Consider the following 24,138-nt stretch of genomic DNA (forward strand, 5'->3'; position numbering starts at 1 on the left):
TCCTCTTGAAATTAGTTAGAACAGTTGTTTTTTCAGGTATCGTTACCTTTGTAAGGATTTCCTCGGGGTTTATTGCAAGTAAAATAGTCGCAGTGCTTACTGGGCCTGTAGGTGTAGCGTTAGTAGGATCTTTCTCTAATTTTATTACAATCATCTTAACCTTCGCTAATGGTGCCATTAATTCTGGAGTAATAAAATACACTGCAGAATACAAAACAAAGGATACAGAGTTAAAGAACCTTTTTAGTACCTCATTGTTAATATCCATTGGAGCTTCAATAATAACTGGTTTAATAGTACTGCTTTCAGCATCTCAAATCTCTAATGTTATTTTTTCCGATAAAATTTATGTAAATCCCGTACGTGTCTTAGCTATCGGAATAATATTTTATTCTCTCAATTCTTTACTACTGGCAATTCTAAATGGAATGGGGGAAATTAAAACTTACACAACTGTAAATAGTCTTGGTAGCTTATTTGCTTTACTTTTTACAGGAGTGTTAGTTTATTTCTTTAAAATAGTAGGAGCATTATATGCACTTGGCCTTTCTCAATCTGTTGTATTTTTCTTTACAATCTTCTTGGTTTTTAAGAGAAAATGGTTCTCGAAAGATTACTTTTCAAATAAATGGGATAAAGCTATGTCTATTAAACTAAGTCGTTATAGTTTAATGGCAATCATTACTGCACTCACCGTTCCTGTTTCTCAAATATTTATTAGAAACATTATAATTAGTACTTTAGGACTAAATGATGCTGGATATTGGCAAGCAATGATGCGTATATCTGACGGATATCTTATGGTTGTTACAACATCTCTTAGTACATATTATTTGCCTAAGCTTTCGGCATTAAATGATGATGCAGAAATTAGGCAAGAAATACTTGGAGGTTATAAAATCATTATGCCTTTTGTCTTCCTAGGATGTATTTTAATATATTTTTGTAGAATTCTGATAATCCATGTTCTGTACACACCAGATTTTCTCACTATTGAAAATCTCTTTGTTTGGCAGCTTATGGGAGATTTCTTAAAATTAGCTTCTTGGATTTTAGCCTATTTAATGCTAGCCCGAGGAATGATTAAGCCTTATATTGTAACTGAGATAATATTTAGTGCTTTATATGTTATTTTTGGATTTATTTTAATAAATAAGTACGGCCTGATTGGAAGTACTTATGCTTTTGCTTTAACTTATCTATTGTATTTAGTAGTTATGCTATTAATTTTTCGAAAACTATTATTTAATATTAAAGCTAAAATAAATATATAATTATTTATGATATTTAAATGTCTAAAAGTATTTCGAACGTTTACTTTAATTATGGCACTTAATCGTTGCAACGTATATTATTAATAATATCCATAAAAATGATGTTTGGCTTGGTCTATAATCTTTTCAATTGTATTAATAGTTAAGATGTTATGTTTATTTAAGTATGAAAATTTTATTGTTTGGAGAATATAGTGGCTTTCATTATAACTTGAAGTTAGGTTTAGAAAAACTAGGTCACCAAGTTAAAATCGCATCGAGTGGTGATGGTTTCAAAAGATTGAAATATGATATTTCCTTAGGGAATTCATCAAAAGGCGTATTTGGAAAATTTAACAGAATTTTAAAACCTTTTACTAAAATAAATGACTTTAAAGGTTTTGATGTTACACAGTTTGTTAATTCCAACCCCCTAACTGTTTTTAGGGCTAATAAATGGCTTTATAAAGAGATTCTTTCATTTAGCCCAAAGAATTTTTTGTCGGTGTGTGGAGATGACCCAGTCTTTCTGGATAATCTTTATAGATTTAATTATCATCCTTACTCAGCTTTGAATAATTTGGATGTGGCTCAGATACCGAATATTAATAAGACATATTTAGACCTACATAATACAGTAGTCGAGAATGTTGATGGGATAATTCCTGTATTATTAGAATATGCAATAGGCTATAGAAATCATAAAAAAAAAAAGAATACAATCCCGCTACCTTTAGCAGCTAGTGAACATCAGTATAGGGATAATATAGTTAAAAAAAAAATACATTTCTTTCATGGATTAAATAGGCCTAATTTTAAAGGTACAGAAGTAATAAGAGCGGCGATGGAAAAATTAGCGGATAAATATCCGAATGATGTTAGAATAACAATAGCTGGTAGTATGAGTCAAAAGGATTATTTAACAATTCTATCAGAAACAAATGTGGTTTTAGATCAATGTAAGAGCTATTCTTATGCTATGAATACACTTTACTCCATGGCTCAAGGAAAAATTGTCATGTCAGGTGCAGAACCCGAAGCATTATCAGAACTAAATATTCCTTTTGATAAATGCCCCATTATAAATATTAGGCCTGATGTTAACCAAATTTACCAAGAACTTGAACGGATTCTAGATCAAAAGAAAGATATAGTTGATCAGGGATATAAATCACGGCTGTTTGTTGAACAGTACCATAACGAGGTGGATATTGCTCAGCAATATATAAAAACCTGGACAAGCTAAAGATCGGATTTTGAAAAAGTATATAATTTTCTTTATCAGCATTTTTTTCTGGTTAATCACAGCGTATAGATTATCCCCCTCCATGTACGATCTTGGTTATGATTTTATCAGTACCCAAGAGCAGTTTCCTAATGATGTAGCCTCAGGTTATGGTATTTGGAATTGGTTAAGTTTATTCATAAGTAGTATTGGACTTGATTTTGATATTTACTGGATATTAATAAGTGCGATATTCGGTTATTCAGTATATCTCTATTTAAAAAGATTTTCAAGCAATTCAGATTTTAAGCAAAGTAAATTACTTTATTTTTTATTACTCTTGTTCCTTTTTGGCTATGTTCTACCATGGTATTCTTTCGCACATGTTAGGTATGGTACAGCAGTATTATTTTCAGCAGCAGCTTTAACATATAAAGATAAGAAGTATAAATATGGCACTATATTTTTCGCTGGATTAATTCATTCGCTCGTTTTCCTATTTCTTGCTATCTATTTAATTGCGAAGATTAAGTTTGTTAAAAAATATTTTTTTCAGATCATGTTGCCTATTGGGGCTATTTCTTTTTTTTATAAAGACAAAATTTTATTACTTATGCTTAGTACATTGTCTTATGATAATTATACAAACGATTTGCTCCAATTTGATAGTTCATCTCAAAATGCAATTATTGTTTTAAGAATAATAGTTATCTCTTTAGCTATATTATTTGTTGTAGATAAGTTGGGGTATAGCAAAGTTTTTTTAGGCATCTTAACAGCATTATACACTGTACTTGCTATTTTGACTCCTTTTTCAGGAAGATTCGTTGAGTTATTATACCCAAATATATTACCCCGGTTAAAGACTTATAATTTATCTGTATTGGTAGTTTTTTTTATTTTACTCCTCGCGGAGTCTTTTTTCTCAATTATGCGTGTAATATTTCATTATGATATTTGATAAAGTTTTTATTTTGTTTCCAAAAGGGAACGGTGGTGTTAAAGAAGTTTGCAGATCTTTAAATATCGGTTTTGAAAGTAAATCAATTGAAACGGAAGACGTTAATTCTTTATGGCTTGCCTTTAAACTAGCTTTAAAAAGTAGGTTTACCTCTCAAAAACAATTATTTATAACCAACCTATCCTTTGGTGTATTTGGGCTATTTGCTAAATACTCCGTTTTTATTATTCACGGCTATCCATTTTATCGTACTGAAAGTTATTTTGGTTATAGAATAAAATTGTTTTTACATTATTTATTTGCAATCTTAAATAAGAAATCAGTGGCTGTTTCCTTTTTGACTAGGTATGTGTGCGAAAATCATTTGGGAATAAGAGTAAGCAAAGTTATTCAAAACCCACTGCCAGAAGGTTTTCTGAACCCTGATGTTAAACAGATACCAGATACATTAGTTTATTTAGGCCGTTTAGTAGCATCTAAAAATATTGATATAATTTTATCCGGTGTAGAAATGCTTAGAAAAAGTTTCCCTGGTAGGGCAATAAAATTCAATATTATAGGAAATGGGCCTATGTTGGACCAATTAAAATCGAAATTTCCGCATGAAGACAATATTTTTCATGGTTATATTGATGTAGTTGAGAAATACAAAATTATGAAAGCATCAAGTGCTTTTATTTCTTTATGCGAAGGCGAACCATTTGGCGTAACTGCGCTAGAAGCAAAGTATTTGAATTTAAAGTGTATTTTGCCGACATACGGAGGTCATCAAGAGTTTTTACCCAAGCAGCTGCTATTTCCCGTGAATAATGTTTTCGATATAGAAGAGGTGAGCGGCGTTATTAATAGTGCGCTTACTTCACCTTTTGCAATCGATGGATCATTGGCCGAAACAATCACCAAAGATCTTCCAGGCTCAGTGGTAGATAAATATTTAAATCTTTTTTCGTAGAATGGATATATTATGGATTACCAAAGTTCATTCTGCTAAATACACAGGTGGAACGAAAGTATCTTATAATTATTTGGAAGAGCTTGGCAAAACAAATAATGTAAGAGTACACTCATTAAAGAATGATACTTCCGAACCAGATCAATCATTGTATTCTTTTTATAGAACGCTTTTTAAAATAAAAAAGAATAAATATGATTTAGTTTTTTTTGATGATCATTTTAGTTTTATAAGTATATTCTTTTTAGGTCATCAAACCATTTCATTTTATCATGGAAACTGGCCTAAACTTATGTTTACCAGTCCAATTTATTTTTTAAAGGGATTATATTTATTTCCTCTTTATTTATTGGGCATGTTATCAACAAAGTTAACGATCTTTGTAAATCCCTATTACGAAAAATTATTGGGGCGGTTTTGTAGGAATAAATTAACACTGCTGAATCCAATTAGCAAAATTTATAAAAGAAAAAGTCTCAACAATCAAGATTTGGCTGGGATCAAAAAAATTGTTTTGGTTGGTAATTTGGACAATCGTAAATATAGTAACTTAATCAAATTTTTGGATTGGTTAGAAATTAATAAATATGGCGAAAGATTCAGTTTTGATGTTTTTGGGGCAACTGCCGATAAATCAATAGAAGATGAGTTGAGGAGTAGGCAGGTAAACTTGAAAGGATTTGCTAAGGAAATTGATTATTCTACCTACGATTATCACATGAGTTGCAGCAAAGCTGAGAATTTACCATTATCACTTTTTGAGGCATTGATTTCTGGGGTTCCATCTGTATATCCAAAAGAAAAAAATTATCTAGACTTCGAAAATGAAAGTGGTGTTTTATTGTATAGTACATTCGATGAAGCATTATCATATTTGAATATGGATATTACAGAATTTCCAACAGGTAGTTTTGTGCCAAGAAATTATCAAGAAAACATAAAAAAAATACTAAGTAAATTGAAAGATGAAATTTGATTATGTAATTGTAGGAAGCGGTCTTGGTGGAGGTGTGTTAGCATCCCATCTTTCAAGTGATAAGAAAATAGCCGTAATAGAAGCTGGATCTGAAAACGGAAATTCCGACCGGGTTAATCATCATAGTACAGGATTGGATTTCAGGTGGCCATTAACCAGATCTATAGAAAAAGGAGGAACATCAAATCTATGGCATGGTGTTTTATCACCTCTTGATGAAATTGATTTTAAAGAAAGATCGTGGATTCCAGGTAGTGGATGGCCTATTAAAAAGGAGGACTTAGATCCATACTATGATAAAGCGGCAGAGTTTCTAAAAGTTAATAATTCAAAATTATTTATCGATTCAGTCTCTAACAAAGAATTTCAATCAGACCTGGAGAAGATTCATATTTCAGAAGGATTTAAATTTAAATATTTTCAACAGCCTACGCCACCACTGAGAACCAAAACGCTCTTAAATAAGCTGGCTGATAATGTTACCGTTTATACGGATACTGTAGCGCTCGAGTTAATTCCTTTTGAAGACCAACCTAACAAGATAAGGTGCGTAAAGTGTTATTGCGAGAAAAAAAAGGAATTTATAGAAATAGAAGGTAATGAGATAATTGTTGCAGCTGGAGCATTGGAAACACCAAGGTTATTGCTTAATTCTACAACATGCGGTTTTTATTCAAATAAGAATATAGGAAGGTACTTAATGGACCACCCTATGGGAAACTTTTTACAGATTAAATTTAAAGTACCTACGGTAGCACCAGTATTTACCGATACACTTCATAGCCCTAATAACAAAATCAAGGTTGGTATGGTACTTGATGAAATGATTCAGGAAAGACACAAGTTCCCAAACCATAATTTTTTTATTAGACCTTCATTTAAGGAAGGCCTAGACGCTAAAACAGAACTTGTGAAATTATCACTTTTGGCCGTTCGGAACAATAAGGTTAGTTTTAGGGACATAATAAACATTTTAAGTAATTTAAATTTAGCCCGTCAAATATTGACGTATAAATTATCGCTTAAAGTTAAACTACAGTTGGCCGATTTATTTCTTTTAACCGAGCAAACGCCATATGAACAAAGTCAAGTTAAATTATCTCCAGATTTAGATAGGTATGGTTATCGAAAGGCTGAGGTTAACTGGCAGCTAAATGATTATGATAAAGAAAATATAATTAGATATATTCAGTTTGTATTCAATAATTGTTTTTCAAAAGATGAAATTAAATTTACGGTTAACCCTGAAGACGTAGATTGGGATAAAACTTTTACTTCAGCAGCACATCATGTTGGTACAGCTAGGATGGCTGCTAGCGAAGCAAATGGCGTTGTTGATAAGAATTTGCAGGTGTTTAATACGCAAAACCTATTTATAGCCGATGGATCTGTTTTTACAACCTCTGGAAATGTTAATTCTGGTTTTACAATTATCTCTTTGGCAATTAGATTATCAAATTACTTAAATGGAAAAGAGAACTAACATAATTTTACTTGGGGCTAATGGCTTTATTGGAAGAAATCTGTCGCAACATTTCGACAGCTTAAATCATCAATTTAACTTGTTTAAATTTAAACGGAATAGCTTGCCTGGAAATGATCATTATACTTATAATCAGGAATCGTTAAATGAGCTTGCCAGCGGAATCGGGAATGAAACAAAAACGGTTATCATAAATGCAGCTTATGATTCATCAAACGTCTTTAATAATAAGAAATTAATCGATTTTATAGAACTCGCGTGTAAAACAATAAAAGTTTCATCCGTTGTTCATTTAAGCTCGATATCAGTATATGACGGATTTGATCAATTAGTATTATCTCCCAATTTTTCAGACACTAAGCCCGTATCGCTTTATGGTAAGATTAAGTTAAACCTAGAGAAACTTCTCATTCATAAACTTAATGGTCAAAATGTAAATATTTGGAGATTACCTAACATAATTGGCGAGGGATCTTCTTGGACTAACTATTTTGAAAAATTAGCCAATGCCCAAAAACTCTTTTTACCAAAAGCCGGAACTAATCATTCTATGTTTCTGAAAATTAGTGATTTTTGCGAAATTGTATCCAGCTATGTCAATCAAGATACCTACAGTTCCACAACAAGTAATCTTGTAGAAGCAACAGAGATTGTACTATGGAAGGAAATGTTTATGCAATATGGTTTTAAAGGAGATATTAATCACAGTAATACCAATAGGTTTGCAAACAGTTGGAAGAAAGATCTTATATTAAAGGTTCTCTCGAGCGACTTTTTTATTTATCTTTTAGTCAACTCAAAATATTTTAACTCCTTAATCTACAGTAGATTAATTGGGGGTGCAAAAGCGTCATCTACTGTTGTAAATGAATATTATAGCGAGAATACGGCGCGATTGATTCAATCTGTTGATTTTCAGTAAGATGAGTAAGTATAGTGTCCTAATGTCTGTTTATTTTAAAGAGACAAAAGAAAATCTGGATATTTCTTTACGAAGTATTTTAGAACAGACTTATTTGCCATCAGAAATTATAATCATGAAAGATGGTCCTATTCCGACTGATGTTGAACTATTACTTGAAAAGTACGTTGCCGATCACAACATTATAAAGATAATAGATTTGAAAGAAAATGTCGGCCTGGGAAGAGCACTAAATATAGGTTTAACCTATTGTAGCTATGATCTGGTTGGCAGAATGGACTCCGATGATATAGCATTTCCAAACAGATTTGAGCAACAGGTGGAATTCATGGATAAAAATTTAGATGTTTCTGTTCTTGGAGCACTTGCAATTGAATTTAATAAAATTCCTGGTGATCTCAACAGACATCGTAAATTACCAATGGATTATAATGAAGTTTTAAACTTTGCAAAGTTTAGAAACCCCCTAAATCATCCCACTGTTATCTTTAGAAAAGCAGCTGTTATAAAAGTTGGTTCATACTTGGATATGCCATTATTCGAAGACTATTATCTTTGGATACGCCTTCTCAATGAGAAATTTAAGATAGTTAATCTAAATATCCCTTTGCTTCATTTTCGTATCGGTAACGATATGGTAGGTCGAAGACACGGTGTTGATTATATGAAAAAAGAAATAGCTTTTTTAAGGGCAAGCAAATCACACGGGTTCATTACCCCTGTTCAATATATGATATCGATTGCAATGAAAGCGCCTTTTAGGATTATTCCGAAAACTTTACTTGAATTTATTTACAAAGCCTTTTTAAGATGAAGACATTACTAACTGGCTCGACTGGATTCCTAGGTAAAAATATTCTTGCCCATCTTGTTGATCAAAATTATCAAGTTACAACTATTGGAAGAAATGAATCAAATGATATTGACTTTGATTTTTCAGCTAATACTGTATTGAATATAACCGGATCTTACGATTTAATAATTCATTCCGCTGGAAAGGCACATTCTGTTCCTAAAACAGAGGCGGATAAAGATGAGTTCTATAAGGTTAATGTTGATGGAACTAAACTTTTTTTAGATTCACTGGCTTCGTTAGAGACCAAGCTCAAATTTTTTATTTTTATTAGCAGTGTAGCTGTGTATGGACTTGATACGGGAATTAATATTGATGAAGATTTTCCTCTTATCGCAAAAGACCCATATGGTAAAAGTAAAGTGGCTGCAGAAAAAATGATAATCAATTGGTGCAGTCAGAATAATGTCCTTCTTACAATATTGCGTTTACCGCTTTTGGTAGGGCATGGTGCCCCAGGAAATTTGGGTACAATGGTTAAAGGTATTAAAGGTGGCTATTATTTTAATGTGGCAGGAGGAAAGGCTAAAAAAAGCATGGTTTTAGTTTCTGATGTGGTAAAATTATTGCCTGTTGTAGCAAAAATCGGAGGAACCTATAATCTAACGGATGGTTGTCATCCTTCATTTAAAGAACTCTCATTTTCAGTAGCCACGCTTCTAAATAAATCCAATCCATTAAGTATTCCTTTATGGATAGCACAAATGATGGCTCTTGTAGGTGATTTGTTCGGTAATAATATGCCTATAAATAGCAATAAATTAAATAAAATCATTAGCGATCTTACCTTTAATGATAACAATGCAAGGGATTTATTAAACTGGGATCCCGAAAAAGTATTAAAACACTTAGAAATATAACATATCGCAAAATATTTTTCATTTAAATTAAATAAGATTAAACAAGTTTGATGTAATAGATAAAAACTTTTGTAAGTTACTATAGTTCATTTGATAAAAAAGCAGACTCTATTCCAGGTCTGCTTTTCTTTGTTACTACTAATTTCTTATCTTCGCCAAAATAAAGATTTATGACAGCAATTTTTGCCCTAATTACTTTAATCGGCCTTTTTATTATTGAATTAGTTTATTTCAGAATTGCTGATCGTTTCAATATCATTGATAAACCCAATCACAGAAGTTCCCATACTATGGTAACTATTCGTGGAGGAGGAATTGTCTTTACATTAGCGGGATTAATTTTCTTTTTCATTTTTAAATTTCAATACCCATATTTCATTTTGGGTTTATTCTTAATCACACTGATCAGTTTTTTGGATGATATTTTTACTTTGAACAATAAGGTCAGGCTCAGTATCCATCTTTTATCTGTTCTATTGATGTTTTACCAATGGCAGCTTTTTAGTTTAAACTGGTATTGGATTCCCATCGCGTTGATTTTTGTGATTGGAACAATTAATGCCTACAACTTTATGGACGGTATAAACGGAATTACAGGCGGTTACAGCCTACTGGCAATAACAACATTATATTATATCAACGAAAAGATTATCCTATTTACTTCATCCGATTTGTTGATTGTAATTGGACTTTCGTTACTCGTTTTCAATTTTTTCAATTTCCGTAGAAAAGCCAAATGTTTTGCTGGTGATGTAGGTAGTGTAAGTATTGCATTTATCATTGTGTTTTTGATTGGACAGTTGATCCTTAAAACAAATAACTTCAATTATATCTTATTATTAATGTTTTATGGACTGGACGCTGTAACTACGATTATATTCCGCGTAATCAGAAAAGAGAATATTTTCGAAGCACACAGAAGCCATTTTTATCAATTTCTTTCCAATGAGAAAAAATGGCCACATTTAGTTGTGGTAACCATTTACATCCTAATCCAATTGATTATAAATTCACTTATCGTTATTTTTATAGGTAGCAACCTCGTATCGGCATTATTTTTGATCTTAGTGTCAGGAATTTTATTCCTGATCATTCGTTTTCAAATGGAAGGAAGTAATAGACTGCTAAAATTGAAAAATAATGACTGATTGGATAATCTATGGTGGCGGAGGCCATGCTAGGGTAATTGCAGATGCGATTAAATTAAGTAATCACAGATTGATTGCTTATTTTGATGATAACAAGGATGTTGTATCCATTAACGAATTTCCTGTTTTTCCCTATCACGAAAATATCGAGAAACAGGCAAAAGTAATTATTGGGATTGGCAACAATGAGATAAGGAGAAATATATCGAAATATATTGTTCATGATTTCAGAACTGTGATCCATCCTATGGCCACAATTGCAGATGACGTAATAATAGGCGAAGGAACTGTTATTCTTGCAGGCGCTGTAATTCAATCTGGGGCTATAATTGGTAAACATGTAATTGTTAACGCAAATGTGACTATAGATCATGATGTTGTTATCGGTGATTTCTGCAGCATATATCCAAATTCATATATTGGAGGTGGAGCTGAAATTGGAGCTGGTGTGAGTATTGGAGCCTGTAATGTAGTTGCCAGGCTTACAAATATTGCCACAGCGTTTGAAACAGATGAAGTTGTTGCAGTAAACTTGTATTAATCTTGTTATAATGTTTATCTTTACTAAAATTTAGCCTATTGTATTTTGTTTACACAAATTAATATTGTTCCGCGCTGGGTCATTTTTCTATTGGATCTGACCATCTGCACCTGTTCCTTAATATTTGCTTACTTCCTTAAGCATAATTTAGATTTAACAGCGATTGAATTACCTGAATTGGCCCGTAATCTATTAATTATTGGTACCATAAATATTGCTGTTTTTTTTCATATCAGGACGTTTACAGGTATAGTACGTTATACCAGCGCGCAAGATTCATTTCGAATTTTAGTAGCCGTTATAATTGGTAACGGTACATTTTTTGTGCTTAATCTGATTGCAATCACCTTTTTTCAATATCCGTTAATTTCTTTTGCCATATTAATTACAAATGGTTTAACCAGCTTTTTGTTATTAATGACTTACCGTGTTCTGATCAAATACTTTTTTATTTATGTGAAGAATCTTAATCTTGATAAAAAGAAAGTTATAATTTACGGTGCAGGCGAAGCAGGTTTGGCAACTAAGCGGACCTTTGACCATGATGGTAGCGTCAATAAAAATATCGTTGCTTTTGTTGATGATGATCCACGTAAAATCGGTAAAACCATAGATGGTGTTAAGATTCTTGATGCAGCAAACCTTGCTTATCTGATTGGTGAACACGAGTTAGACGAAATTATTTTTGCTTCTTATACCATTCCTGATGATAAAAAAGATCAAATTGTTGATCTATGTCTGGAAAACGATATTAAAGTTTTAAATATTCCTCCTCCTGATGTTTGGACAAATGGACAACTAAAGTCTACACAGATCCAAAAGCTAAATATTGAGGATTTATTAAATAGAAAATCAATTAAGATTGATATTGAGGGAATTGGTGAGATGCTTGATAAAAAACGCATCCTGATTACCGGTGCTGCAGGATCAATTGGTAGTGAGATTGTCCGTCAACTTTCTAAATTTAATGTGGGTTTGATTATCCTTTGTGATCAATCTGAGACTGCTTTACATGAATTATATTTAGAATTGGAAGAAACCAATAGTAATAAAAATTTTCACGCATTTATTGGCGATGTTCGAGATGAACAGCGTATGGATAAGTTATTCGAGACTTATAAACCCCATTATGTTTATCATGCTGCAGCTTATAAACACGTACCATTAATGGAGGATAACCCTGCAGAAGCCATTAAAGCTAATGTATTAGGGACTAAAACCATTGCAGATAAAGCTGTAAAATATGGTGTTCAGAAATTTGTAATGATTTCTACTGATAAGGCAGTAAATCCTACAAATATCATGGGGGCCTCCAAAAGGATTGCAGAGATTTATGTACAGTCACTCAACAATTCATTAAGTATAGATGGTTTCATTTTTAGCAATGGATTACAATATATTAATGATCTTGAGGTAAAGCCAATCACCAAATTTATTACTACTCGTTTTGGGAACGTTTTAGGTTCTAATGGCTCGGTAATTCCAAGGTTTAAGCAACAGATTGAAAAAGGAGGTCCTGTTACTGTAACCCACCCAGAAATTACGCGTTATTTTATGACAATCCCCGAAGCCTGTCGTTTGGTTCTAGAAGCTGGTTGTATGGGAAAAGGTGGCGAAATCTTTGTTTTCGACATGGGTAAATCGGTTAAAATTGTAGAATTGGCAAAAAAAATGATCCGGTTAGCAGGCCTGGAACCCAATGTTGATGTTAAGATTGAATATTCAGGTTTACGCCCTGGAGAGAAATTGTACGAAGAATTACTCAATGATAATGAAAATACCATGCCTACACATCACGAAAAAATTATGATTGGTAAGGTAAGGGAGTATGTATTTGCTGAGGTTGAGAAACAGATTTATGAGTTAATTTCATCTGCCAAGTCAGATAACGATCGACAGGTGGTAATGAATATGAAGAGACTGGTTCCTGAATTTAAAAGTAAAAATTCGATATTTGAAGAACTTGATAAAGTTATAAATGATTAAAATATGATTAAAAGAATATTATTAATGGCCTTTATGGCCATTTTTGCTTTAACTGCTGATGCTCAAAATCCTACACCAAACCGTATTATTCCATACGATTATCAGTTTTATCAGAAGTTAAATCCGGCAGTTTACGATCAACAATCGAAATTTCATTCTGCTATTAAAGGTTTTTATGGTGATTATAGCGCTTTGCAAAAGCAGTACGATTCGTTGATGAATGCCGGTACCGATAGCTTAAATAAAAGAAGTTGGGTTCATCGTAAATTGTTTCAGGAGCACCTTTTGGAATTTAAAGATGATGACTATAATATTTATGCAGATTTCTTACCCGATTTCCAGATTGGTAAAGATTTTAGCGGCAACAGGTCTACGTGGTTAAATACGCGGGGTTTCCAGGTTGGCGGTAATGTCGGAAAACAGTTTTCATTCTATTTAAACGGATTCGAAAACCAGGGAAAGTTTGTTGATTATGTAAACAACTTTATTGTAACAAATCAGGTTGTTCCTGGGCAATTGGGTAGTAATTCTGCAAAATTAGGAGGTGATTCTAAAGATTGGTCATATGTAACAGCACTTTTGTCATATACACCTAATAAGTATTTGAATTTTGCTTTGGGCTATGATAAAAATTTTATTGGAGATGGCTATCGTTCAATGCTACTTTCAGACGTGTCTTCCAATTACTCTTTCTTTAGGATTAGAGCAACTTTGGGCAGTGTACAATACCAAACTATATTTGCTTATATGTTAGATCCAGGGGCTCCCAAATTAGCAGACGATAGAAGATTAGGGGATCGTGGTAAATGGATGGCAGCTCACTATGTCGATTGGAATGCAACTAAAAGATTTTCAGTAGGCTTTTTTCAAGCAGTAACATGGGCTGATGCTGAACCAGAAGGCAAACGTGGCTTTGATTTTAACTATGTCCATCCTTTTATATTTTTGCGCCCTGTTGAAAGTGCAAATACTACTTCTCCTGATAAAATGCGTTTAGGTATTAACCTAAAGTATGAACTATTGAAAAAAACAGCTGTGTATGGCCAATTCATGTTTGATGAGTTTACGGCAAAAGAATTTTTTGCAGGCAATGGTTATTGGGCCAATAAGTTTGCTGTTCAGTTTGGTGTACGGGGATCTGATCTGTTTAAAGTACAGGGTTTAAATTATCTGGCTGAATTTAATACAGCTAGACCATACACCTATGCCCACTTCGATCGTATATCTAATTACGGAAACTATAACCAGTCTTTAGCTCATCCTCGTGGTGCAAACTTCAGGGAGTTTTTGGGGATCTTAAATTATAGCTATAAAAGGTTCGATCTACAAGGCGAAGCTTTATATTCTAGATATGGTTTAGACCCGGTAGGAATGAATTATGGTGGTGATATTTTTAAGAGTTATGAAACTAGATCTGTACAATATGGTAGCCATATCGGGCAGGGCATAGGAACGGATTTATACTATGTAAAAGGCCAGGTTGCTTATCTGTTAAACCCTAAATATAATTTAAGACTAGAATTAGCAGGTACTTACAGAAGAGAAAGTAACGAATTGGGTATCAACAAAACAGGTTTGATAACAATTGGGCTAAGAAGCTCGTTTAGAAATATCTATCACGATTTTTAAGAGAAGCCTTAGCCAGACTTCTTGCTTAATTTATCTCTGTTTAAAGATTGATTAAATAAATATCCAAAAAAATTAAGAACGGTTTTGGTAAATAGGATTGATTTTTTGAACGTTGTCATTACTATTTTATTAAGGTTTAATGGTATTATAGCAAATATAATACCATTAAACATACCAATTTCGATAATGTTTCACAATCTAAGTAGATTATTGAAACAATAAAATCGATTCTAGCTGTCTATCGGTAGTTATGACATATATCAATACTTATTTTAGGTATTTTAAGAAAAAACAAATAAAAAATTAACTTTATAGTAATCTAAAAATAAAATTAGGGCAAAATTTAACCTGCCATCGTGTTGGTTGTCCTTTTTACCGCAATTTTCCTGACAGTTTCAACAATGGCATTTTTGTCATAACCACATTCTGCCCAAAGTTCTGCCTGTTCGCCGTGTTCGATAAACTGATCTGGTATACCTAAACGGATTACATTGGCGCGATAACCATGATCGGCCATAAACTCCAATACTGCGGAGCCTACACCACCTAGTAACGAACCATCTTCTACTGTAATCACATGTTTATATTTAGTAAATACTTCGTGTAGTAAAGCTTCATCTAAAGGCTTCACGAAACGTAAATCGTAGTGTGCAGGATAAAAACCTTCGCTGTTCAGTTCAGCACGCGCTTCAACGGCAAAATTACCTACATGGCCAATGGTTAATAGGGCTACGTCTTCGCCATCGCATATTTTTCGGCCTTTGCCAATTTCCAATGCTTTAAATGGTCTTTTCCAATCCGGCATTACGCCATTGCCGCGTGGGTAGCGGATTACAAATGGGCCAACATTTTCTTGCTGAGCGGTAAACATCAGGTTACGCAGTTCCTCTTCATTCATTGGAGAAGAGACTACTAAATTAGGAATGCAGCGCATATAAGCGATATCGTAAGCCCCATGGTGTGTTGCACCATCAGCACCAGCTAGGCCTGCCCTATCCAAGCAGAAAACCACATTCAGTTTCTGGATGGCTACATCATGGATTACCTGATCGTAAGCCCTTTGCATAAAGCTCGAATAGATGTTGCAGAAAGGAACCAGGCCCTGTGCTGCTAATCCGGCTGAAAAAGTTACCGCATGCTGTTCGGCAATGCCTACATCAAATGCACGTTTTGGCATTGCTTTCATCATAATATTTAATGACGAACCTGATGGCATTGCAGGGGTAATCCCTACAATTTTATCATTAGCCTCAGCCAGTTCTACCATCGTATGTCCGAAAACATCCTGATATTTTGGTGGCTGTGGTTTATCCGGCACACTTTTTTTAATTTCGCCTGTAATCTTATCAAATAAACCAGGGGCATGCCACTTGGTTTGGTCTTTTTCTGCCAGTGCAAAACCTTTGCCTTTTACGGTAATGCAATGCAAAAGTTTAGGGCCCGGAATGGCCGATAAATCTTTTATCACCTGAGCCAAACGTTTTACATCATGTCCATCAACAGGACCGAAGTACCTGAAGTTTAAAGCTTCAAATAAATTACTTTGTTTAAGTAAGGTTCCTTTGATGCTTTTTTCAATTTTCTTAACGTACTTATGTGCATTCGGGCCTAATTTAGAAAGTCCGGTAAGTACCTGAGAAATATCATCACGAAAACGGTTGTACGATTTCGAAATGGTAATGCTGGTTAAATATTCTTTAAGCGCACCCACATTCGGATCGATTGACATACAGTTATCATTCAGGATTACGAGCACATTGCTGTTTTCAATCCCGGCATGGTTTAAGCCTTCAAAAGCTAAACCTGCAGTCATGGCGCCATCGCCAATAACCGCAACATGCTGCCTGCCTGTTTCGCCTTTTAACTGCGAAGCAACTGCCATGCCCAGCGCTGCAGAAATAGAGGTAGATGAGTGGCCTACGCCAAAGGTATCGTATTCACTTTCCGAAATTTTCGGGAAACCGCTAATTCCACCATACACGCGGTTAGTGTGGAACAAATCCCGGCGGCCGGTTAAAATTTTATGACCATAGGCCTGATGGCCTACATCCCATACCAATTTATCATAAGGGGTGTTTAGTGCGTAGTGCAGGGCAACTGTTAATTCAACAACACCTAAACTGGCACCAAAATGACCACCGTTTACGCTTACTACATCAATAATATATTGTCGTAATTCCTGGCTTATTTGTTCTAAGTCAGTTTCGCTATATTTCTTTAAATCAGCGGGATAGTTGATTTTTGATAGCAGAGGGCCAGCTTTTACTTGCATTCGAAATTTATGGTAAAAAACAAGATACAAAGTAAGGTAATTTTGTTTTAATATAGAAGAGAAAAATGATTGTTTATTATTGATGGTTAAGCGGTTAGTGATTAGTGGGTTAGCGGTAAGCATTTGGCGAAATGTGTTAAAGATATATTTTGATTGGTGTTAGAGGCCAGATTGTTAAGACCTGAAATTTTTCGTTATGTTTGTTCCTTCACATGCAGGCAGAGAATTTTGAAATAAAGCTTCCGGTATTCGAAGGTCCCTTCGATTTGTTGCTGTTCTTTATCGAGCGCGACGAACTGAATATCCAGGATGTAGAGATTGCAAAAATTACAAACGATTTTTTGGCCTATATCCACCAGTTACTTGCTTTAAATGTAGAAGTGGCTAGCGAATTTATTCTGGTTGCTGCAACTTTAATGCGTATTAAGTCTAAAATGCTCCTGCCAAGGATTGAGGTTGATGAAGCCGGAAATGAAATCAATGCCGAACAAGACCTTATTGCAAGGCTTATCGCTTACAAACAATTTAAATCTGCAGCCGAAGAAATGAAGATTTTTGAAGAGGAGCGATTAAAGCAGGATCAACGGGGCAATATTGCATTCGATTTGACACAAGCTGCCGCATCTTCTTCCCATCAGGACGAACTGCTGTCGTTAGATCTGTACAAACTTTTAACCGTGTATCACCGCACGATGCAGAAATATGAGCTGCGTAGCGAAGAGGTTAAACATACGGTGGTTCAGTATCCTTACACCATCGAACAGCAAAAACACTTTATTGCCAATCTGCTCGATATCAATAAACAGATTGATTTTGCCTTAGTGCTTAAAAACTCTGAAAATAAAGTACATTTCGTTTATAATTTCCTGGCTATTTTAGAAATGTTGCAACAGCAGATTGTGGAGATAACCATTGGAAGCGGCTTTAACAACTTTAATGTGAAAGCATTATCCTAAACCGGCCTGAATTAAATTTGAAATCCTTACTTTTGCCAAAAAAATACAAACCTAAATATACAATGACACGCGACAACCAAATTTTTGACCTTATCGATAAAGAATTAAACCGCCAGGAGCATGGTTTAGAGCTTATTGCATCAGAAAACTTTGTAAGCAAGCAGGTAATGGAAGCTGCCGGATCGGTACTAACCAATAAATATGCTGAAGGCTTACCTGGAAAACGTTACTATGGCGGTTGCCAGGTAGTAGATGTGGTAGAGCAGATTGCTATTGATAGGGCAAAAGAATTATTCGGTGCTGCGTGGGTAAATGTTCAGCCGCACTCTGGTGCACAGGCCAATGCAGCTGTAATGCTTGCCGTTTTGCAGCCAGGCGATAAAATATTAGGTTTCGATCTTTCTCATGGTGGTCACTTAACCCATGGTTCGCCGGTTAACTTTTCGGGTAAATTGTATCAGCCATTATTTTATGGTGTTGAAAAAGAAACCGGACTGATTGATTATAAAAAACTGGAAGAAGTTGCTTTAGCTGAAAAACCTAAACTGATTATCTGCGGTGCATCTGCTTATTCTCGCGAGTGGGATTACGCATTTATCCGTTCGGTAGCAGATAAAATCGGCGCTTTGGTTTTAGCAGATATTTCTCACCCGGCAGGCTTAATTGCCAAAGGTTTATTGGCTAACCCGCTTCCATATTGCCACATTGTAACCACTACGACCCATAAAACTTTACGCGGTCCACGTGGCGGTTTGATTATGATGGGACAGGATTTCGAAAACCCATGGGGATTAAAAACACCAAAAGGAGAAATCCGTTTGATGAGCAATTTGCTTGACATGGCGGTTTTCCCAGGTACACAAGGTGGACCTTTAGAACACATTATCGCAGCAAAAGCAATCGCTTTCGGCGAAGCTTTAAGCGATGAGTACGGGACATACATTAAGCAGGTTGCAGCCAACGCGCAGGCAATGGCAAAAGCATTTGTGGCTAAAGGTTATGGTATTATTTCAGGCGGTACCGATAACCATTTAATGTTGATCGATCTTCGCAATAAAAACATTACCGGTAAAGTAGCCGAAAATGCTTTAGAGAAAGCAGAAATCACCGTGAACAAAAACATGGTTCCGTTTGATGATAAATCGCCATTTGTAACTTCTGGTATCCGTGTGGGTACAGCAGCGATTACCACCCGCGGTTTAAAAGAGGCAGAAATGGAGCAAATTGTTGAATTAATCGACAGGGTTTTAACCAATCCGGAAGATGAAGCAAACCTGAATACGGTTAAAGCTGAAGTAATTAAACTGGTAAGCGCATTTCCACTATACAAATAAGAAACGTTTCTAAGTTAATTTTAAAAATAAAATATTGAAAAGCAGTTACATTAATTTGTAACTGCTTTTTTGATTTAACAAGTTTTTTAGCACTGATGCTATAAAACAAACGTTTGTTTTATATATTTGGCAAATTAATGTGTAATAAAAATTTATGTGTGGAATTGTAGGCTACATCGGCTATAGAGAAGCTTGGCCAATCGTATTAAAAGGTCTTAAAAGATTAGAATACCGTGGTTACGATAGTGCCGGAATTGCACTGATGAATAATGGTGGTGACCATATTTATAAAAAAGCTGGAAAAGTTGCTGTTTTAGAAGAATTTGCTGAAACTCAGGATAAATCTGGCAGCATTGGCATGGGCCATACCCGTTGGGCAACCCACGGCGTTCCTTCTGATCGCAATTCTCACCCCCATACTTCAAATAATGATAAACTTTCCATTATCCATAATGGAATCATCGAAAATTATGCTACACTAAAAGAAGAACTCATCAGCCGTGGTCATGAATTTAAAAGTGACACGGATACAGAAGTACTAATCCATCTTATCGAAGAAATTCAGAAAATTGAAAAGATCGACCTTTTGGAAGCTGTCCGTTTGGCTTTACATGAGGTGAATGGAGCATATGCCATTGTAATCATGGACAAGGATAACCCTGATCGCCTGATTGCTGCCAGAAAAGGCAGTCCGATGGTAATTGGTGTTGGACAGGGCGAATATTTTATTGCTTCTGATGCTACGCCTATTATAGAATACACAAAAAATGTAATTTATTTGAAGGACGGCGAAATCGCTTTGATTACTAGAGAAGACCTTTTGATTAAACATTTGGATAACGTTGTTCAGACCCCACTTATTCAGGAATTGGAGTTAAAACTCGAAATGTTGGAAAAAGGTGGTTTCGATCACTTCATGCTGAAAGAAATTTACGAGCAACCCCGTTCGATTAAAGATTGTATGCGTGGACGTATTTATCCCGAAGAAGGCAAGGTACAACTGGGCGGAATTAAAGAATTTGCAGAGAAGTTAAAAAATATCGATCGGATCATTATAGTGGCCTGCGGAACATCGTGGCATGCAGGTTTGGTTGGTGAATACCTGATCGAAGAGTATGCCCGTATCCCTGTTGAAGTTGAATATGCTTCTGAATTCAGGTACCGTAACCCGATCATTACTGAGAAAGATGTGGTAATAGCCATTTCACAATCCGGAGAAACTGCCGATACCATGGCCGCTATTGAAATGGCCAAAGAGCGTGGCGCAACAATTTTCGGGATCTGTAATGTGGCTGGTGCATCTATCCCGCGTTTAACTCACGCTGGTGTTTATACCCATGCCGGACCAGAAATCGGAGTAGCTTCTACAAAGGCATTTACCGCTCAGGTAACCGTTTTAACTTTGATGGCCTTTTATATGGCACAGCAAAAAGGAACCATTACCACCTCAAAATTGATTGAACTTTTAACTGAACTTGATCATATTCCTGAAAAAATCCAGGTTGCTTTAGAATCGAACGATCTGGTTAAGGAAGTTGCAGAAAAAATTAAAGATTCTACCAACTGTTTGTTCTTAGGTAGAGGCAGTGGTTTCCCTGTAGCGTTAGAAGGTGCCTTAAAACTGAAAGAAATTTCCTACATTCATGCAGAAGGTTATCCTGCAGCCGAAATGAAACATGGTCCTATTGCTTTAATTGATGAAGAAATGCCGGTAGTTTTTATCGCTACTCAAAACTCATCTTACGAAAAAGTAATCAGCAATATTCAGGAAGTAAAAGCAAGGAAAGGTAAAGTGATTGCCATTGTTACGCAAGGCGATACGGAAGTAAAGAAAATGGCCGATTACTGTATCGAAATTCCTGATGCAAAGGAAGCATTTTTGCCATTACTAGCTACCATTCCACTTCAGTTATTATCGTATCATATTGCAGTAATGAGAGGCTGTAACGTAGATCAGCCACGAAACCTGGCTAAATCAGTAACCGTAGAATAATTACAACAAAACAAATAGATAAAGCAGTTACATTAATTTGTAGCTGCTTTTTTGGTTACAAAATGTAACGATCTTTCTTAAATTCAGGGAAAAGTAAATTATATTGGCATTGAATTGATTACGCCTCTAGAAGATGTATATTATAGATATTTAAATTCACGTCCGTCACCCTGAATTCATTTCAGGGTCTATTTTGCAAGATGGATGCTGAAATAAATTCAGCATGACGATCGCGTGTGAGAAAAGTGGGACTGAAGGCTGCCACTGTCACCAATGCTCACTTTCAAAAAATAATACTGCTGGGAATACGGGAATAGTCAAAACTAACCTGAAAGAATTGAGCGGCTATCCTGCAATCTTAAAATCCTGATCAAAAGTAAAGGGCCGATATTCTTTAGAAGAAATATCGACCCTTACCATCTAAATTAACGCTCTCATATATATAAACGAGATTTCCCGGCGATTTGTTTTCGGAAAATGAAAAAAAGTGATTATTTCTCGTAACTTCCTAAGGTTGAGGGAGAAATTCTTGCATTACCTTTTATGTCTTTATTGAGGTAATCGGTAAAATAGGGATCATTAATTAAATCGGCACCTTTTTTTCTGGCAGGACTACCCGCCGACACCTCAAAATTTTCCATATCCTGATTAATAAAATATGGATCAATATTTAAAATATTACTGTTGGTATTATAAGTATTATTAGTTGTTCTGATTAAATTGCTCCATAAATTAAGCTGTACCATTGCGCTGGTTTTCTTTTGGATATCCAGTTCATTTGTTAAACTTCCCCAAATAATATTATTTGTTAAATCGATCTGAAGTTTATTGTAGGCATTTGCCGATAGATAATCTGAAAAGCTAAGCGATGCCGTTTTGCGTGGGAAATTTAAATTATAGCCTGCAAACGTATTCTGTTTAAGGTTGTAATTCCCTCCACCAACAGCATAAATCAGGTAATTGCCGCAATTGTACATCAGGTTATTAAAGGCCAATAGTTCCGAGTGGTAACCAATATAGGCAGCCACCTGCATGTTTTTGATAATGCTACCATTCAAAATTAATTTTGGGTTGGCGTTTAGCGATAACGAATCGGATGTGATACCCACAGAAGCATTTTTAATGACAGCATTTTTGATAACCCCATTGCCTGTTCTTTTTAGAAAAATGCCTTTCCACTGCCCCGGCTCGTCATTGTATAATTTTTCTAACCTATCGCTGCAAAATAATACTGGTTCGGCAACAGTCCCATTAACCAACAGGCTGCCTTCAATATTTAAGTTGGCATCTTTATGGAAAAAAACTTTTGTGCCTGGTTGGATGGTTAATGAAGAGCCATTCGTAACCGTTAGCGAACCACTGATAACGTAGGGAAGAGATTTTGTCCAAACCGTATTGCTGTTAATTGTAGATGCGTTAACAAATACCGCATTCTGGCCGTAAGCTGTAAGCTGCACAACCTGTCTGTTGCCATTCGTATTTAATATAATTGAGTCCTGAACCAAAAAGGGAAGGTTCTCTGCGGTAGGGTTAATGGTAACTTTAATAAAAAGATTAACCGAATCCTGTCCGTTTATAACAAGATCATTTTTATTAAATGTATTTTCTCCATTAATATTGATGCTAAAAGCTGAGGCACTCCCTCCTGCCAGCCTGATCTCTGAAACCTTTATCGCACTATTATTCCTGTTTTCAATTTTTAAGCGTTTGGTTGTAGAACCCAGTGAAGTAAAAATGACATCGAATAAAACACTTTCATTTGCAATGGTCAGCTTCGCATTCGGATCAGTGGTTATGCGCTCCCCTTTCCGGCAGGCCGAAGCAAGCAATATCATCAATAGGACCAGGGCAATATTCGAACGCATAAATCAAACTTAGGCAAATGTTAGAGTAGTTGCAATAGGCGTAATACTATGCTATGATTATTCGGCAAAGGCCAATGCAGCAATGCTCACTTTAGATGCTCCATTTTTCAAGAGTTCATTTGCACAGGCTTCCAAAGTTGCACCTGTTGTAATTACATCATCAACCAATAAAATGTGTTTACATATAATATATGGAGGGTTATTGATATTAAAAACATGTTGCATGTTTTCGTAGCGGTTGTACCTGTTCTTTTTGGTTTGGCTTTCGGTAGCCGTATTGCGGATTAAAATCTCTTCGCTAAATTCTATGTCCATTTCATCCGCTATACCCTCAGCAATAAAAGTGCACTGGTTGTAACCCCTTTGCTTATATTTTTTATGGTGTAAAGGAACAGGAATAATTAAATCAACATCCTGGTAAATCGTGCTGGTCTTTAATCTTTCTCCAAGCATGTTTCCCAATAATACACCAACATCTGTTCTCCCGCTATATTTTAGGTTATGAATCAGGTTTTGAACTTTTGCCGCCTTTCTGAAATACAACATCGCCATAGCTGCATTTAGCGGTACCCTGCCCCACAATTGTTTGGCAACCCTGTTTTCTGCGTGCTGGTGGTAATCGGTAAAGGGCAGATCGTAGCGGCATTTCGTGCAGATTAAATGTTCGCTATGGTATAATGCTATGCCGCAGGCATTGCAGAGGTTTGGAAATAACAAACCGATTAAATCATTACACCATTGTTTAACCTGTAGCATATCACTAATTTATAAAATATTTCGCACACTTCCGAAGTTTGATTAGGTATAGCGCGGGTGGAGAACTTCGGAAGTATAAACTGTTGTTTTTCTTTTTTTCAGTAAATTAGGTTGTGTGCTACTATATAAGTATGTTCCTGCTATCCGCTTCAAAGCCTTGGCTCGTTCCTCAC

Annotated in this window: 19 protein-coding genes; 16 read left to right on the plus strand and 3 right to left on the minus strand. The window is 35.1% G+C overall.

Features of this window, described 5'->3' with window-relative positions:
• Window positions 1-5: 5 nt before the first annotated feature.
• The 13 genes from DRW42_RS21390 to DRW42_RS21450 all read left to right on the plus strand — a co-directional run bounded on the left by DRW42_RS21390 (window position 6) and on the right by DRW42_RS21450 (window position 14,789).
• Entirely contained in the window at window positions 6-1,274 is a 1,269-nt protein-coding gene (locus tag DRW42_RS21390) for an O-antigen translocase (RefSeq protein ID WP_113950874.1), read from the plus strand.
• A 166-nt stretch (window positions 1,275-1,440) separates the two neighbouring features.
• A complete protein-coding gene (locus tag DRW42_RS21395) occupies window positions 1,441-2,499 on the plus strand; it encodes a glycosyltransferase (protein ID WP_113950875.1) in 1,059 nt (352 codons plus the stop codon).
• A 10-nt stretch (window positions 2,500-2,509) separates the two neighbouring features.
• Entirely contained in the window at window positions 2,510-3,439 is a 930-nt protein-coding gene (locus tag DRW42_RS21400; protein ID WP_158544377.1) for an EpsG family protein, read from the plus strand.
• Window positions 3,429-4,391 carry a glycosyltransferase gene (locus tag DRW42_RS21405; RefSeq protein ID WP_113950877.1) on the plus strand — a complete coding sequence of 321 codons (963 nt, stop codon included), beginning with the start codon at window positions 3,429-3,431 and terminating at the stop codon, window positions 4,389-4,391. Before DRW42_RS21400 ends, DRW42_RS21405 begins: the two co-directional genes overlap by 11 nt.
• A 1-nt stretch (window position 4,392) precedes the next feature.
• The gene (locus tag DRW42_RS21410; protein ID WP_113950878.1) at window positions 4,393-5,367 is read left to right on the plus strand and encodes a glycosyltransferase family protein; all 975 of its coding nucleotides are present in this window, start codon (window positions 4,393-4,395) and stop codon (window positions 5,365-5,367) included.
• Window positions 5,357-6,850 (plus strand): GMC oxidoreductase, encoded by a 1,494-nt coding sequence (locus DRW42_RS21415; RefSeq protein WP_113950879.1) that lies wholly within the window; start codon window positions 5,357-5,359, stop codon window positions 6,848-6,850. The genes DRW42_RS21410 and DRW42_RS21415 overlap by 11 nt, the downstream gene beginning before the upstream one ends.
• Window positions 6,834-7,772 (plus strand): NAD-dependent epimerase/dehydratase family protein, encoded by a 939-nt coding sequence (locus DRW42_RS21420; RefSeq protein WP_113950880.1) that lies wholly within the window; start codon window positions 6,834-6,836, stop codon window positions 7,770-7,772. The genes DRW42_RS21415 and DRW42_RS21420 overlap by 17 nt, the downstream gene beginning before the upstream one ends.
• Before the next feature lie 22 nt (window positions 7,773-7,794).
• Window positions 7,795-8,586 carry a glycosyltransferase gene (locus DRW42_RS21425; RefSeq protein ID WP_158544378.1) on the plus strand — a complete coding sequence of 264 codons (792 nt, stop codon included), beginning with the start codon at window positions 7,795-7,797 and terminating at the stop codon, window positions 8,584-8,586.
• Window positions 8,583-9,485 (plus strand): NAD-dependent epimerase/dehydratase family protein, encoded by a 903-nt coding sequence (locus DRW42_RS21430; RefSeq protein WP_113950882.1) that lies wholly within the window; start codon window positions 8,583-8,585, stop codon window positions 9,483-9,485. The genes DRW42_RS21425 and DRW42_RS21430 overlap by 4 nt, the downstream gene beginning before the upstream one ends.
• A 170-nt stretch (window positions 9,486-9,655) precedes the next feature.
• Window positions 9,656-10,633 (plus strand): MraY family glycosyltransferase, encoded by a 978-nt coding sequence (locus tag DRW42_RS21435; RefSeq protein WP_113950883.1) that lies wholly within the window; start codon window positions 9,656-9,658, stop codon window positions 10,631-10,633.
• Window positions 10,626-11,174, plus strand: a complete 549-nt coding sequence (locus DRW42_RS21440; protein WP_113950884.1) for a PglD-related sugar-binding protein — start codon at window positions 10,626-10,628, stop codon at window positions 11,172-11,174. The genes DRW42_RS21435 and DRW42_RS21440 overlap by 8 nt, the downstream gene beginning before the upstream one ends.
• Window positions 11,175-11,219: 45 nt before the next feature.
• Window positions 11,220-13,160 (plus strand): polysaccharide biosynthesis protein, encoded by a 1,941-nt coding sequence (locus DRW42_RS21445; protein WP_113950885.1) that lies wholly within the window; start codon window positions 11,220-11,222, stop codon window positions 13,158-13,160.
• Window positions 13,161-13,163: 3 nt separating this feature from the next.
• On the plus strand, window positions 13,164-14,789 hold the full coding sequence (locus tag DRW42_RS21450; protein ID WP_113950886.1) for a gliding motility protein RemB: 1,626 nt from the start codon (window positions 13,164-13,166) through the stop codon (window positions 14,787-14,789).
• A 343-nt stretch (window positions 14,790-15,132) separates the two neighbouring features.
• On the opposite strand, the gene dxs is transcribed toward DRW42_RS21450, so the two are convergent.
• Window positions 15,133-17,061 (minus strand): 1-deoxy-D-xylulose-5-phosphate synthase, encoded by a 1,929-nt coding sequence (gene dxs / locus DRW42_RS21455; RefSeq protein ID WP_113950896.1) that lies wholly within the window; start codon window positions 17,059-17,061, stop codon window positions 15,133-15,135.
• A 212-nt stretch (window positions 17,062-17,273) separates the two neighbouring features.
• On the opposite strand from dxs, the gene DRW42_RS21460 reads away from it, so the two are divergent.
• The 3 genes from DRW42_RS21460 (at window position 17,274) to glmS (ending at window position 21,344) form a co-directional block, all read left to right on the plus strand.
• Window positions 17,274-18,017, plus strand: a complete 744-nt coding sequence (locus DRW42_RS21460; RefSeq protein WP_113950887.1) for a segregation and condensation protein A — start codon at window positions 17,274-17,276, stop codon at window positions 18,015-18,017.
• 62 nt (window positions 18,018-18,079) lie between these two features.
• Window positions 18,080-19,351: a serine hydroxymethyltransferase gene (gene glyA, locus DRW42_RS21465; protein WP_113950888.1), complete on the plus strand. Its 1,272-nt coding sequence runs from the start codon at window positions 18,080-18,082 to the stop codon at window positions 19,349-19,351.
• A gap of 154 nt (window positions 19,352-19,505) precedes the next feature.
• Window positions 19,506-21,344: a glutamine--fructose-6-phosphate transaminase (isomerizing) gene (gene glmS / locus DRW42_RS21470; protein ID WP_113950889.1), complete on the plus strand. Its 1,839-nt coding sequence runs from the start codon at window positions 19,506-19,508 to the stop codon at window positions 21,342-21,344.
• A 491-nt stretch (window positions 21,345-21,835) separates the two neighbouring features.
• Here the strand turns inward: glmS and DRW42_RS21475 are convergent, their stop codons facing one another.
• Together DRW42_RS21475 and DRW42_RS21480 are read right to left on the minus strand one after the other, a co-directional pair.
• A complete protein-coding gene (locus DRW42_RS21475) occupies window positions 21,836-23,209 on the minus strand; it encodes a hypothetical protein (protein ID WP_113950890.1) in 1,374 nt (457 codons plus the stop codon).
• A gap of 57 nt (window positions 23,210-23,266) precedes the next feature.
• The gene (locus DRW42_RS21480) at window positions 23,267-23,965 is read right to left on the minus strand and encodes a ComF family protein (RefSeq protein ID WP_113950891.1); all 699 of its coding nucleotides are present in this window, start codon (window positions 23,963-23,965) and stop codon (window positions 23,267-23,269) included.
• Between the last annotated feature and the right edge of the window lie 173 nt (window positions 23,966-24,138).

It is taken from the genome of Pedobacter miscanthi (assembly GCF_003315595.1).
Classification (GTDB): domain Bacteria; phylum Bacteroidota; class Bacteroidia; order Sphingobacteriales; family Sphingobacteriaceae; genus Pedobacter; species Pedobacter miscanthi.